Annotated in this window: 12 protein-coding genes; 3 read left to right on the forward strand and 9 right to left on the reverse strand. The window is 43.6% G+C overall.

Going from position 1 to position 14,291, the window contains the following annotated elements:
* Positions 1-14: 14 nt before the first annotated feature.
* From AC5JPT_RS09195 to AC5JPT_RS09205, 3 genes are all read right to left on the reverse strand, one after another.
* Positions 15-611 carry an NfeD family protein gene (locus AC5JPT_RS09195; RefSeq protein WP_493857863.1) on the reverse strand — a complete coding sequence of 199 codons (597 nt, stop codon included), beginning with the start codon at positions 609-611 and terminating at the stop codon, positions 15-17.
* Positions 612-807: 196 nt separating this feature from the next.
* The gene (locus AC5JPT_RS09200) at positions 808-1,359 is read right to left on the reverse strand and encodes an outer membrane protein (RefSeq protein ID WP_319050835.1); all 552 of its coding nucleotides are present in this window, start codon (positions 1,357-1,359) and stop codon (positions 808-810) included.
* Between the two features lie 219 nt (positions 1,360-1,578).
* Entirely contained in the window at positions 1,579-2,115 is a 537-nt protein-coding gene (locus AC5JPT_RS09205) for a porin family protein (RefSeq protein WP_319050834.1), read from the reverse strand.
* A gap of 292 nt (positions 2,116-2,407) precedes the next feature.
* Between AC5JPT_RS09205 and AC5JPT_RS09210 the strand changes: the two genes are divergently transcribed.
* Together AC5JPT_RS09210 and AC5JPT_RS09215 are read left to right on the forward strand one after the other, a co-directional pair.
* The gene (locus AC5JPT_RS09210; protein ID WP_493857864.1) at positions 2,408-3,655 is read left to right on the forward strand and encodes an 8-amino-7-oxononanoate synthase; all 1,248 of its coding nucleotides are present in this window, start codon (positions 2,408-2,410) and stop codon (positions 3,653-3,655) included.
* 72 nt (positions 3,656-3,727) lie between these two features.
* Positions 3,728-4,537, forward strand: coding sequence for a methyltransferase domain-containing protein (locus AC5JPT_RS09215; RefSeq protein ID WP_493857865.1), 810 nt, complete (start codon positions 3,728-3,730; stop codon positions 4,535-4,537).
* A gap of 227 nt (positions 4,538-4,764) precedes the next feature.
* Here the strand turns inward: AC5JPT_RS09215 and dnaK are convergent, their stop codons facing one another.
* Together dnaK and grpE are read right to left on the reverse strand one after the other, a co-directional pair.
* The gene (dnaK, locus tag AC5JPT_RS09220) at positions 4,765-6,708 is read right to left on the reverse strand and encodes a molecular chaperone DnaK (RefSeq protein WP_493857866.1); all 1,944 of its coding nucleotides are present in this window, start codon (positions 6,706-6,708) and stop codon (positions 4,765-4,767) included.
* A 184-nt stretch (positions 6,709-6,892) separates the two neighbouring features.
* Positions 6,893-7,492, reverse strand: a complete 600-nt coding sequence (gene grpE, locus AC5JPT_RS09225; protein ID WP_493844042.1) for a nucleotide exchange factor GrpE — start codon at positions 7,490-7,492, stop codon at positions 6,893-6,895.
* Positions 7,493-7,957: 465 nt separating this feature from the next.
* Between grpE and AC5JPT_RS09230 the strand changes: the two genes are divergently transcribed.
* Positions 7,958-9,352: an alpha/beta hydrolase gene (locus AC5JPT_RS09230; RefSeq protein WP_493857867.1), complete on the forward strand. Its 1,395-nt coding sequence runs from the start codon at positions 7,958-7,960 to the stop codon at positions 9,350-9,352.
* 189 nt (positions 9,353-9,541) lie between these two features.
* Here AC5JPT_RS09230 and AC5JPT_RS09235 read toward each other — a convergent pair whose 3' ends face one another.
* The 4 genes from AC5JPT_RS09235 to dprA all read right to left on the reverse strand — a co-directional run bounded on the left by AC5JPT_RS09235 (position 9,542) and on the right by dprA (position 14,261).
* On the reverse strand, positions 9,542-10,675 hold the full coding sequence (locus AC5JPT_RS09235) for a metallophosphoesterase (RefSeq protein ID WP_493857868.1): 1,134 nt from the start codon (positions 10,673-10,675) through the stop codon (positions 9,542-9,544).
* Between the two features lie 98 nt (positions 10,676-10,773).
* Positions 10,774-11,829 carry a TIGR01777 family oxidoreductase gene (locus tag AC5JPT_RS09240; protein WP_493857869.1) on the reverse strand — a complete coding sequence of 352 codons (1,056 nt, stop codon included), beginning with the start codon at positions 11,827-11,829 and terminating at the stop codon, positions 10,774-10,776.
* A 379-nt stretch (positions 11,830-12,208) separates the two neighbouring features.
* Positions 12,209-12,847: an L-threonylcarbamoyladenylate synthase gene (locus tag AC5JPT_RS09245; protein WP_493857870.1), complete on the reverse strand. Its 639-nt coding sequence runs from the start codon at positions 12,845-12,847 to the stop codon at positions 12,209-12,211.
* 124 nt (positions 12,848-12,971) lie between these two features.
* Positions 12,972-14,261: a DNA-processing protein DprA gene (dprA, locus tag AC5JPT_RS09250; protein ID WP_493857871.1), complete on the reverse strand. Its 1,290-nt coding sequence runs from the start codon at positions 14,259-14,261 to the stop codon at positions 12,972-12,974.
* Positions 14,262-14,291 lie beyond the last annotated feature (30 nt).

Consider the following 14,291-nt stretch of genomic DNA (forward strand, 5'->3'; position numbering starts at 1 on the left):
GTATATCATGCGCGTCATTTGCTAGTGCCTGTCTCTGTGGGGTCAGGTTTGTGCAAGCTCAGTCTATTCCCGTTAGGTTTTTTGGTAGACACTTGAGTATTTGCAGGTACTTGGCTATTGAGTGTCGGTGTAATATTTGGGCGTATCGTTTTGGGTGCTTGGAGGCGCTGTGTGGGAGCAACCACCAGCTCATCGCCGACCACTTTTAAGACCACCACGCGATCGCCCATCTCGACCCTCGCACCTGCTGTGCGGCATGGCCACTCATCCGCTCCCCAAACAGGTACGTTAAAGCGCACCATACCAGGGATACCTTTTTGTGGTTTGACCACGATCATACCGGTCTCACCAATCACTAAATTACTGCTTTGCGCCGCCTTTTTGCGACTCATGGATAGGGGCTTGATGTATTTGATCCAAGCCAACATAAACAAAACCGAAAGCGTAAGCCAGATCAGCACCTGAAATAATAAAGAAATAGGGAGCAACCACGCTAAGGCGGCAATGATCACGGCGGCTACGCCAAACCACAAGCTGGCGAACGTCGGCACAAACATCTCAACGATCAATAGTAAGAAGCCCAATACCAGCCAATGCCAAGGTTCAATCATCAAAAACATCTCCATCCTTGCCACCATTCCTATCTTTATCATTCCAGTTTTTAATGTATCATATTTTTAAGGATAACAATGCTTTAACCGTATTTCTGATACACATTTACATACTGTGCGCTCAAAATATCTGTTACGAATTTTAGGCAAAAAAAACGACCACCTAAGTGATCATTTTTTAGTTAAGGTTTGAGACTTAGAATTTGTAATGTGCACCAAGAGTTAATAGCGTAAGGTCTTCAGCAACATAGTCATATTCAGCTTCAACACTCATGTTAGGGTTGAAGTTATACCCTAAACCAATACCACCAGCGACACCACTATCACTACCACTGTTATTTTCAAAGTTGCCAAAGTCGTCGCTTATAGAAGCATCAATCTCGGCTTTAGCATAGCCTAGTTTACCTTTGGCATATAGACCAGTGTTAGGGAATGCATAGCGGTAAGTACCATAAGCACCATAGGTTTTAAGGTCATACTCAGCGTCAACACCACTATTACCTGTATCGACATCAGTATCACTAGAGCCTACGTATTCAATCTCGGCACCAAAGTTAGAATCAAAATTATAGCCAGCATATACACCGTACGCCGTTGGATCATCTAGATCATCAACATCTACCATGAACTTACCGGCTTTAATACCAACATACGATTGACCAGCACCATAAGAGATTGCTGCTTGCGCACTCATTGTCATTACTGAACCGACGATTGCTGCAAGTAACGCTTTTTGTAGATTTTTCATAGACTATTCTCAACCTTGGATTTAATAAACAAATGATTTGTTTAACCTTGAATACTACTCAACTATATTTCACTTGTTTTTAGTAGTGCGATATCATACCAAATTACCCAATAAAGTAAACATATGTTTTATATAATTTTAGACGAAAAAAAACGACCACTTAAAGTGATCGTTTTTTATTGCAGTACTTAAGCTAAATGCTTAGTCTAGGCTAAATACTTAGAATTTTAGCTGTGCACCAACAGTCATAAGATCTACATCATCACCTAACATGTCGTATTCAGCTTCAACACTGAAGTCAGAGTTTACTGCGTAACCAAGACCTACACCACCAGCAAGATTGGTATCGTCTCTTGAACCATCAGATAAACCTAGATTAGTATTAGATGCTTCTACTTCAGTTTTCGCTACACCCAGCTTACCTTTTGCATATAAGCCAGTATTTGGGAATGCATAACGATAGGTACCATAAGCGCCATATGTTTTGGCATCGATGTCGCCGCCTCTATAGTCAGCGTCATCTGAACCAACATACTCAGCTTCTACGCCGAAGTTAGGATCAAAGTTGTAACCAGCATACACACCATAGGCAGTTGGATCATCAGCATTATCGATATCTAAATCGAATTGACCGACTTTAGCACCAACATACGGCTGACCTGTATAGCCATTACCATAGTTAACAGCGGCTTGTGCGCTAACAGTAAGTAAAGAACCAGTTGCTAGTGCAAGTAACGTTTTTTGTAGAGTTTTCATTATTAGCTCCTCAGAGAAAATTGGGACAAACAAGTTGTTTATTTATAGTGGTCTTAGTGACCTATCGTCTTGTCTGCTAACGATGAGGATATAGTAACAAACTATTTCAGACACTCTGTCAGTGTTTAATGGTATGACAGTTAAAGTTTGAAAGCATTTATCAGTCCACTAGTTACAAAGGCTTAGATATGAAACCTTTTGTTACAACCGCTCCATTTGTGCAATAATTCCTACTCATTTCGCAGAATTTTTGCCAAATACGACTTAAATAATAGAAAAATAAAGAGAAAAGATGAAAAAAGCCATCACCGATCATTTGCAAGTCGCGCTTGCAGACCTCAAAGCAAAACAACAATATCGCCAACTGCCCGAGCTGCAACATCATGGTCGCTACATTATTAAAGAAGGCGAAGCATTACTCAATATCGCCAGTAATGACTATCTAGGCTTGGGCGGTGATACCGAGTTGCAGGCTGAATTCCTTGATCAGTTGGAGCAATCATCCGATACGCTGCCTCCCAAAATGAGCGCTACTTCATCGCGGCTATTAACGGGCAATGACACCCAGCTACAAACATTAGAGTCTGAACTGCAAAATTGGTACGAGAGCGCAGTAGAAAAACAAAACGTTCCTAAACAAAAAATCCTTAACTCAAAAACAGCACTGGTATTGAATAGTGGCTATCATGCTAACCTTGGTATTTTGCCCGCGTTGACCGCCCTGCCAGTCAAGACGCTGATATTAGCTGACAAGCTGGTACATGCGAGTATCATCGATGGTATGCGTTTGAGTCAAAGCAAACTGGTCACCTATCGTCGCTACCGTCACAACGATTACGAACATTTGGCTCGGTTTATTGAGCAGGCAGATGAGAGCGTTGAGCGCATCATCATTGTTACTGAAAGTATTTTTAGTATGGATGGTGACCGCGCGGATTTGCTTCAATTAGTACAACTAAAAGCAAAAGATGCTCGTATTGAATTATATGTCGATGAAGCACATGCTGTTGGCGTACTTGGCAAAACAGGTTTGGGCCTAGCAGAAGAAACACATACTTTAGTAGATATTGATTACTTAGTAGGGACGTTTGGTAAAGCCTTTGCATCAATTGGTGCTTACATCATGTGTGACGATATCACAAAGCAGTGGCTGATTAACGCTATGCGCCCACTAATTTTTAGTACCGCCTTACCCCCTATCAATCATGCATGGACACGATTTATTTTAGCAAAAATGCCAGCGCTCACTGATCAACGCGTACACCTGGCGCAAATTTCAAAACAACTGAGCCAAGCCATCAGTCCTGAATATCGTGTCCCATCATCAGCACAAACTCCTACCTACGAATCGCCTATTGTGCCTTATATCTTGGGTGACAATGCGCGTACCATGGCAAAGGCAAAACAGCTCCAAGCCGCTGGATTTTACGCCTTGCCTATTAGACCGCCTACTGTTCCTGCAAACACCGCTCGCATTCGACTCGTTATGAATGCCAAATTGACCATCGCAGACTGCGAGCAACTGATAGCGCAGTTATGACATAGTCGTTTAGCACAAACGTTTGCGCTCACTATCAGCTGATTAGTGACTCACTTGGATAGAATAAAGCACATGACAATACTTAGCGCCCCTAATACCTTTAGTGTCCGAAAACAAACCATCGCTCGTCACTTTGCTAGTGCCAGTGACTATGATCAGCACGCTAGTATTCAACAAGCAGTCTGTCAGTATTTGCTCGCAAATATCGCTCATACGAAGCAATCAAGTGTGTTAGAAGTTGGCGCAGGTACCGGTCAGATGACACGCCTGCTTGCTGAACATATTCATAGCCAACACTGGCTCATTAATGAGTTATGTACTGAGCAAGCTGCGACATTGCAGTCGATACTACCAACGGCTGAGATAGCCATCGGCGATGCTGAAACAATGAATTTGGCAGCAAATCACAGCCTAATCATCAGTGCCAATGCCGTGCAATGGTTTGACAATCCGCTCAGCTTTATTGCGCAATCAGCACAGCGCCTACAATCTGGAGGACAGCTGGTCTTTAGCACCTTTACGCCAAATAATTTTCTGCAAATCAAGACGCTCACTGGTCAAGGGCTGAGTTATCCAGACATTGATGCATGGCAATCAGCATTAGACTGTGCTGGTTTTAAAAATACTGAGCTTTCGGTTCAGCGCTATGATTTACCATTTCTATCTCCCTATGCTGTCTTAAAACACATGAAACTCACTGGCGTATCGACCAATCAGACACAACAGTCAGCCCATGATACTCAGACTTTTAGATGGACAAAGTCACGTCTACAGCAATTTGAGTCAGACTACTGGCAACATTTCTCCGCAGAAAATGAAACAGGGCAACCTGTTGTGAATTTAACCTATGAAGTACTGGCAGTGAGCACCTTTATGCCATAGGCGCGTAGCACGCAATCAAGGCAGTAGCTAGGGCATATCATAAATAGAAAAAGTAACAGCCATAAAAAAACGCATCTCGAAAGATGCGTTTTTTAATTTAACTGCTTGTCGATTTGTATCGACTATACCATTTTCAAAAACTTGAGTAGCCGAGAAAACGAGCGTAAGTACTACATTAAGTAGACTAGGCGAGTTTGACGCAGCTAAACGCGTTTTTGGAGTTGATATTATTTTTTGTCTTCGTCTACTTCAGTAAACTCAGCATCAACGACGTCGTCATCAGCCTGGTTGTTTTCTGCTGCACCTTCAGCGCCTTGTTGGAACTGGCTTGGATCCATACCTTCTGCGCCAGCACCGCTATCAGCGTAGATTTTTTGGCTGATTGGCAAGAAGGCATTGTCTAATGCTTCAAGCTTGGCTTTGATTTCGTCATGATCGTCTTCTTTCGCTGCCGCTTCAAGCTCAGTAATCGCAGCTTCTACTGTTGATTTTTCTTCATCAGTAACTTTATCTTCTGCTTCTTTCAGTGCTTTTTGTACCGCATGGATACGGCCATCTGCTTCGTTACGAACTTGCGCTAGGTTAGCGAATTTCTCATCTTCAGCAGCGTTGGCTTCTGCATCACGAACCATTTGTTCAACTTCTTCATCCGACAAACCAGAGTCTGCTTTGATTTGGATGCTTTGTGCTTTACCAGTACCTTTATCGGTTGCTGAGATGTTCATGATACCATCAGCGTTGATGTCAAAAGACACTTCGATTTGCGGTAGGCCACGTGGTGCTGGTGGAATATCCGTCAAGTCAAAGCGACCAAGCATTTTGTTTTGGTTAGCGATTTTACGCTCACCTTGATATACCTGAATCGTTACTGCTGGCTGGTTGTCTTCGGCCGTTGAGAATACCTGTGATTTCTTGGTAGGAATCATGGTGTTTTTCTCGATAACTGGCGTCATCACACCGCCCATGGTTTCGATACCTAGGGTCAATGGTGTCACATCAAGTAGCAATACGTCAGTTTTATCACCAGACAATACCGCACCTTGAATCGCTGCACCAGCTGCAACTGCTTCATCAGGGTTCACGTCTTTACGTGGCTCTTGACCAAAGAACTGCTGTACGTTTTGCTGTACTAGTGGCATACGAGTCTGACCACCAACTAGGATAACGTCATCGATATCGCCAATTTTTAGACCAGCATCTTCAAGTGCAGTCTTACATGGACCGATTGTACGCTGTACTAGGTCTTCAGTTAGGCTCTCAAGTTTTGAGCGGCTGATAGTAACAACCAAATGCTTAGGACCACTGCTATCAGCGGTGATGTATGGCAAGTTGACTTCAGTGCTTTGCGCGCTTGATAGTTCAATCTTCGCTTTTTCAGCCGCTTCTTTTAGACGCTGCATCGCAAGAGAGTCACCTTTTAGGTTCACATCTTGCTCTTTTTTGAATTCAGCAACTAAGAAATCAATCAATGCTGAGTCAAAATCTTCACCACCAAGGAAAGTGTCACCGTTGGTCGCTAGTACTTCAAACTGCTGCTCGCCATCGACGTCTGCGATTTCGATGATTGAGATATCAAAAGTACCACCGCCCAAATCATATACAGCAACCGTGCTATCGCCTTGCTTCTTATCCATACCATAAGCAAGTGCCGCAGCAGTTGGCTCATTGATGATACGTTTTACATCAAGACCAGCGATTTTACCCGCATCTTTAGTTGCTTGACGCTGTGAATCGTTGAAGTAAGCAGGTACAGTTACGACCGCTTCAGTTACGCTCTCACCAAGATAGTCTTCTGCTGTTTTTTTCATTTTTTTCAAGATTTCAGCAGAGACTTGTGGTGGCGCAAGCTTTTTACCGTTGATTTCTACCCATGCATCGCCGTTGTCTGCTTTAGCGATTTTGTAAGGTACCATGCCGATATCTTTTTGCACTACTTTGTCATCGAAACGACGACCAATCAAACGTTTGATCGCAAATAACGTGTTGCTTGGGTTGGTTACTGCTTGACGCTTAGCTGACTGACCAACAAGCGTTTCATCGTCTTTATAAGCGACGATTGATGGTGTGGTACGCGTACCTTCAGCATTCTCGATAACTTTAACTTTGTCACCTTCCATCACTGCTACACACGAGTTAGTTGTACCTAAATCAATACCAATTACTTTACCCATAATCAATTGCTCCTAATTTGTTTTTAACTATAAATACTTATTTATCCAGACCGTAGTCGGTCACTTGTTGCTATATATCGGTTTGCCTGTCGTATTTTTCAAGGCAATAAATACGCAAAAACTGTCTTTCCTGTGGTTTTTTGTGAAAAACCTTCATATTAGTAGGGTTTAGCCCCTAAAAATACTACTGACCAACACGAACCATCGCCGGACGCAATAGACGACCGTTTAGGCTATAACCTTTTTGCAAGACCGTACCAACCGTATCCGCTTCTGCTTCTGGGTCAATACCAACGGCTTCATGGAAGTCAGCGTTGAATTTTTCGCCTTGTGGGTCGACGGTCTCTACGCCATTTTTGGTCAATACAGCGACCAGCGCTTTATGAGTCAATTGAACCCCTTCAGCTACTGGATCGTTTGCATTTGCATTTTCCATAGCGCGCTCTAAGTTATCAACGATGTCGAGTAACTCTTTAGCGAATTTTTGCAGGGCGAATTTTTTGCTCTTATCTGCTTCTTGCTCAGCACGCTTTTGCGCATTGTAAGCTTCAGCATTAGCGCGCGCAGTACCTTCTTTGGCTTGTTTTACTTCGCCTTCTAGCTCAGCAATACGTGCTTTGAATGTATCGAGGTTGATTTCGTTTTCGATAGTCGCCTCTTCACCTGAGTTGTTCTGCGGATCAAACTCTTTCATGGTTTCTTCTAAGATACTGTTTTGATGCTCAACATTATCGTGTACCACAGTCTGGTCAAGCGTTTCTTTATTTGGGGTTTGCTCGCTCATGATAGCTCCTTGGAATTTCAATAATAATGATTACGACAATAATAGTTACGACAAGACGCAACAACTCAGCCAATTGTTGGCTGTATTGAACCTTTATCAGATGCCTAACGATTCTTACTCATTGTTTTTATTAATGCGCTCTAATAGCTGATTGATAAAGGTGATGCGTATAAATTTCAAGCCTAAAACGCAGGATTTTTTCGTATTTACGACAAATATAGTCAAAATACTCTTTAGCAGCGTTGCACAGTATTTTTCCGTTGTGTCAACGAATCTCCATATTTACTCACAAAACGTACAAAAAAACGTCAATTAGTCAAAACACTTTACTATTGCTATTCACGCCATTACTAAACAACACCCTGCTTTACGCACTACTGCCTTATTATTGCTACAAATATTATGACTTACATCAAAACGTACCTCGATGTAATCGTAAACACCCAAACCGTTATGAGAGATGTTATGTCTAATCCCACAGTATCATCAATCAACACCTTACTTAACAAAACCTTGATGGCGATGCACCTAGCATCGAATGATGAAACAGCCAATGGAACAAGAGAAAGTAGTCCACATGAGAAGCGTTTGAGCGTCAGAGAAAAAGTACTCAGCTACAATCCAGTTTCACAGTACCAACCACATACTTTGCATTATGCGATGAAAGGCTTTGGTTATTTGCCAACGCCGATACTAGAGGGCTTAATTGCCTATCTAAAAGGTCCGAACTCAAAACAATATCTTCATGCCAATGCACATTTACGCTTGATCCTCGCTGTAAACAGTCATCTGAAGACGCCTTTAGAGCTGACGCCCATGCATGAGCTTCGCGAAAGGTTCACTACCGATGCGGTGGCAATGCAGGCACCAAGAGTATGGCAGCAAGCTAGCGACAACATCCTGAACAATATCAAACCCTTTACCAAAAAGGGCGAGAAGCCTGTCAATTGGGAAGACAAGACGATAGCCAATGCTGATGACGGTGATATGACCATTCGCTGCTATCAAACGAAGGTCAATAAAAAACGTTCTAAGAAAGGGGCTGTCCACAATCCTGATGAGACAGTGATGTTGTTTTTCCATGGCGGTGGGTTCTGTATCGGCGATGTCGATACACATCATGAGTTCTGCCATGCAGTCTGCGAACAGACTGGCTGGCCTGTCGTTAGTGTCGACTATCGATTGGCCCCTGAATGTCCTGCACCAGCCGCCCTCAAAGACTGTATCACAGCTTATGCTTGGTTGGCTGAAAACTGTCATACACTAGGCGCGTTACCATCACGTATCGTACTTGCAGGTGATAGTGCAGGCGGAGGTTTATCTACTTTGATCGCACAGCAGCTGACTGCACCGACCGAAAGCGCTTGGTCAGACTTGGGCGCTCAAGGTCAGAAGATGTACAAGCTACTAGACAGTCTACCAAAGCCATTAGCACAAATGCCGCTGTATCCTGTTACTGATATCGAAACAGACTATCCAAGCTGGGAGTTATACGGCGAGGGATTATTGTTAGATCATGCGGACGTGGCAGTGTTTGATGCAGCCTGCCTAAAAGACAGTCCCCTACCACGCCTACACATACTAAACTCACCCATGCTCGGTGATAACAGCAAAGTGTGTCCGACTTATATCGTGGCCTCTGAGCTCGATGTACTGCGTGATGAAGCGTTTGCTTATGCAAAGCAGTTGAAAGGCTACAATGTGCCCGTTGAAACTCATACTGTTTTAGGTGCACCGCATGGTTTTATTCATTTTATGAGCGTGCATCAAGGTCTTGGGCAAGAGACAAAAGACATTATCAATGGGTTTTGTAGTTTTGTACGCGATGTCATCAGTACTCGATCACAGCTGGCAGCATAGTGGTTTTTGAAGGTATTTGGCTTAAAGGTATCGGCTTAAAGGTACCGTGATTTAAAGATGCCGCTATTTAAGAGTGCTATTACTTAGAGGTACCACTCAAAGACACTTTTTAGAAATGCTATTGTACGAATACATCAGTATGTTGAAGGTACAGGTCAATCGAAGGTACTGATCAATTAGAAACATCTATCAATCAGCATTACCAGACATCTTGATCAACCAGACCTCAGAGCGTGAACCCAATCTAAACGGAATGCCCCAAAACCCATAGCCGGAGGAGACTACAAAATGTCCTTGGCCGATTGCTTCATATCCATAGCCTAGTCTATTGATAGCACTGACAATAAAGTTAGCAGGAAACACCTGACCATTGTGGGTATGACCTGATACTTGCAGATCGATTGGTAACTGGCTATGCTCGTCGATATCACTCGGTCTGTGGTCTAGTAGGATCACAGGCTGTGAAGTATCAACCTTCGCTAACAGGTCAGTTGTCGCGACACGCTGTCGTTTGTGGTTATCAAAACGTCCAACCAACCATACCTTCTGCCCTTCATGCTCTATACAAAATACGTCATCATTTAATAAATGCACACCTGCATCATATAATGCCTCGCTAATCGGTCGCTCATGACCGTACAAATCATGGTTGCCAAGCGTCGCATAGACACCATATGGCAGGTTGGCACACAGTTCAGCTAGGTTATTTTCCATACTATAATCATCAAATGCATCTGTATTATCGTCCATGATATCCCCTGGCATCAGCAGTATATCTGCACGTGTGCTGTTCATCAGACGGGTGAGTCTATCTATCGCCGTCACACCGAATAATCGCCCTAGATGTAAGTCACTTGCAACTGCGATACGTAGTGGTTTTGCTAGAGGTTTATCAATACTGATAGACAGATGACGTACGATAGGGACATAAGCGCTGTACAGCGAAAAGATAAACAGTCCTAAAAATACGACTACTGCCAGTGCTCGCAGCCTAAGAGAAAGTGTATTTAATCCGTACCCTGTCTCACCTATTAGTGACACTACCAGCCAATAACAACCATACAAGAAACCTACTACCAAAGCGGTTAATAGTATGAAGTGCATGATTAGCATCCAGCCACTGACCCAGCGATAACTGTTTGCAAAGACTCGTTTTACACTAAGTACTAATAAGCCATTGGTGATAATAAACACGGCAGACCATACGATAGTTTGCAGTGTTTGGGTGATCCAAGGTTGTAGCCACCACTGTATATTCAACGCCGCACCTGCACTGAACAGCTGCAATAGCATAAAGATAGTAATAAAGAACGCATAGCGCATGGTAGATCCTTGAGCATGATTTACTGCAATATATAATGCCCAGAGCAAATAAAGCTATATAGAATAGCTTACTATGTTTCACATGAAACAATAAAAATTTACTGGTTTTGCTCTTCTAGTGCTTGCTTGAGTGTGGTGTGCTCAAATGAATAACCTGCTTCCAACAGTGCTTGTGGCAGCACCTTTTGACCATCGATGAGTAATGTCGACATCTCACCAAACATTAGCTTGAGCAAAAACTCTGGTAAAGTAAACACTGTCGGGCGATGTAACCACGAGCCTAGCGCCTTAGTAAAGGTATGATTGGTCACAGGCTCAGGTGCTGTAAGATTATAGACGACTGCCGTTGTATTATTTTGCGTCTTTAAGCTATTGTTATTTAAGGTGCGGTCGCTTAAAACTCGGTCGTTTGAAACATTACCACCTAAAGCCTGTTCGTTAAGACTCATAGCATCAGTAACTGGCTTACTGATATGTTTGGCAGCTTTTGTATTAGCAAGATGCTGTTCGATAATAAAAATTACCGCACTTACCCAATCATCTCGGCTAATCCAGCTCATGATTTGTTGTCCATCACCCAGTTGCCCACCAACACCAAACTTAAATGGTAGCAGTAACTTGGCTACCATACCGCCGTTGGGATGAATAACCACACCTGTTCGCACGATTGCCACAGGGACGTCATGCTCGGTCGCTCTGAGTGCCATATCCTCCCATTCCTGACACAGTGCATGCGCAAAATCTTCTTTGTAGTCGCTAGTTTCAGTTAGCGGTTTGTCGCCTTGTGTACCATACCAACCAATGGCTGAGCCGCTTACTAATAGCTTGGGCTTTGTGCTGATACGGGCGATGAAGTCGAGTATTGATTGCGTAGGTTTGATACGACTGGCAACCAGTTGCTCTTTGCGCTCATTGCTCCAGCGTGAATCGGCAATACCAGCACCCGCTAAATTTAAAATGACATCAAAGCTCGTCTCACACGTCGTAAGCTCATCATAAGTCATCATATTGACGTCACTGGGGTGCGCCTGACTACTATCGCGAGTCAACCAAGTCACACTCACATCTTTATCTTGTTTACGATACCGTGCCAGTAGCTCTCGGCTGAACGCACTGCCCAAAAATCCTGAACCACCACTGATTAAAACATGCATACCCTACTCCCTATATGTACCCAACACTGTTTGTCACTAACATTGCAACTATGACTTATCGTTAAATAATTTGTTATTCCATAAACACCAAACGGTTATAACCATCGTCTGCTTTTTTGTGGTGTTTATCAAAATGACTTTTACATACTTTTGGTAAAGCAAGCATGAGATTAGATAAGATTAAGATTAGTTGGGGCGGTACTCAGGAGAGATATTTCTATTTTAATGATATGACGATCGTAATCACTCGCTCAAGAACAGTTACTTTATACAAGAACAGTTAATTTATATAAGGAACTCTGCTTCATAAATGATAAAGTCAAAAGGAGTTATTGTAGAAGATTGCATTGCAGTTTTGTGTAAAGGGATATATTACATTTTAACGAATAACTAAGCCGGTCATGGCATCACGGATTTGGCTAGGGAGCGTGTAATGCAACGTATCCGCCTGCAAATAGCCGATTTGCTCATCAAAATACGCATAAGCAGCATCGAAAGTACTGGCAGGTGATTGACTTGATGGGTTGCAGCTGGTCGAGACAAGTAAGCCAAACGGATTACGGGTACTGACCATCTGTTGACACAGTTTACGTATGGTCGGATGAGCAATGACTCTTACCGCGACAGTCTGATGCTCACCAGTTATCCAAGTAGGAATGGCTGTAGACAAAGTATCAGGAATGGGTAGCAACCAAGTATGGGCTTGTCGGTTCTGTAGGTTATTGTCATCGTTATCATCACTGCCTATCTGCCAGCTGTCAATGACTTGTTTTCGCTGCTCATCGTTTAACGCAACCAATAACGGTGTCAAGCGAGCTGCGCTGTCAGTGATAACAATCATACCTTTGGCTTGTGGACGCTGCTTAATGTCTAAAATGCGCTGTACAGCCGCTTGGTTATAAGGATCACAGCCAATGCCCCAGACGCTCTCTGTTGGATACGCGAGCAGCTGTCCTTCTTTTAGCCACTGTGCAGCTTGGACGGTAGAATCAGTAATAAAAGATGTAGAGTGGCTCATAGCTGAAATATTTCATACTGGAATGGAGGTAGATGCTCATAATAGCATAACAAAAAGAGCAACTCAGAGCGCTACCATTATAGATGAGCCTTCTTTATATGTAGAAGCAAACATGTGTAACACTTTAAACACGTAGGTACCGTCCGCCCTGAACACTAATAATACCCATTAGCTCAAGCTCCATCAACTGTCCGATGAGCTGTGATGGCTCAAGCTTGGTTGCGACAATAAGCGCATCTAAATCCTGCCCATGCCAATCGAGCTGCTCATAGATTGGCGTCAAATGCTCAGGTATAACAAGCGCGCTACGAGTAGGTCTGACATTAGAAGGCTTTTGCTGGTTATTCGCTGTGCTAAGCGATCTACTAGGCAATGTACTAGGCGATTTTTCGATATCTGAGCCCTCAGAGAGCATTTTTGGAGAATGACTGGTTGCTGGTTGATCGCGACTTAGGTCAGTAGTAGCGCTTAGTGCACTATACGAGCGATTGTCGTAGTCGAGCTGAGCATTCACATCTTCTAGTACTTGCTCAGGATGATAGATCAACGTTGCGCCTTCACGTATCAAGTGATGGCAGCCTTCGGCATTGCTATTATCAATATGACTTGGAATCGCAAAGACTTGTTTGCCCTGCTCTGAAGTTAGACGGGCGGTAATGAGCGAGCCACTTTTTATTGTGGCTTCGGTCACGATAGTGGCTAGACTGAGCCCAGCTACCAGACGATTACGACGCGGGAAAGTATGCTTGTGCGGCTGAGTATGAGGTAGCAGCTCACTGATAATGCAGCCACCTTGATCAACAATTTGTGCAAATAACTGGTCACGATGATTGGGATAGTTCACATCAATCCCTGTACCCATCACGCCAATAGTACGGCCTTGATAGTCCTGATTTGTCTGCGCCAAGGCTCCTAAGTGCGCTCGTTTATCCACCCCTATCGCCAGACCACTAGTGATAATATATCCTGACTGCGCAAGATATTGCGCCATATCAAAGGTAATTTTTTGCGCGTGTGCAGTGGGTTTGCGGCTACCCACAATAGCAATTTGAGCCTGATGTAGACGCGCACTATTCCCCCGAAAAAACAATAGGGGCGGTGGGTCGTAAATCTGTAGGAGCTGGGCGGGATAATCAGGCTGATCAGCAAACAATAGACTATAGCGACTATCAACGAGTGCTTGCTGGATTTTATCGATACTAGCGCGCGTTTGATCTGGCTGCTCGTGGCGTTTGAGATGGGTGTGGTGCAGACCCAACTGCTTCCACGCCTCTACTGTGGCTTGCCAAGCAAGCTGCGCGTTACCATAAGAGGTGACTAGCTTGTGGTAGGCAGACAATGATGCATTCACCTCGTACCATAGCGACAATATAGCACGCTGATCGTCGGATAAAGAAGCGGTGACTGCCGTCATTTTATCTGTCTCTTATAAGCAAATTTAGTA

This window comes from Psychrobacter sp. H26 (genome assembly GCF_059073035.1).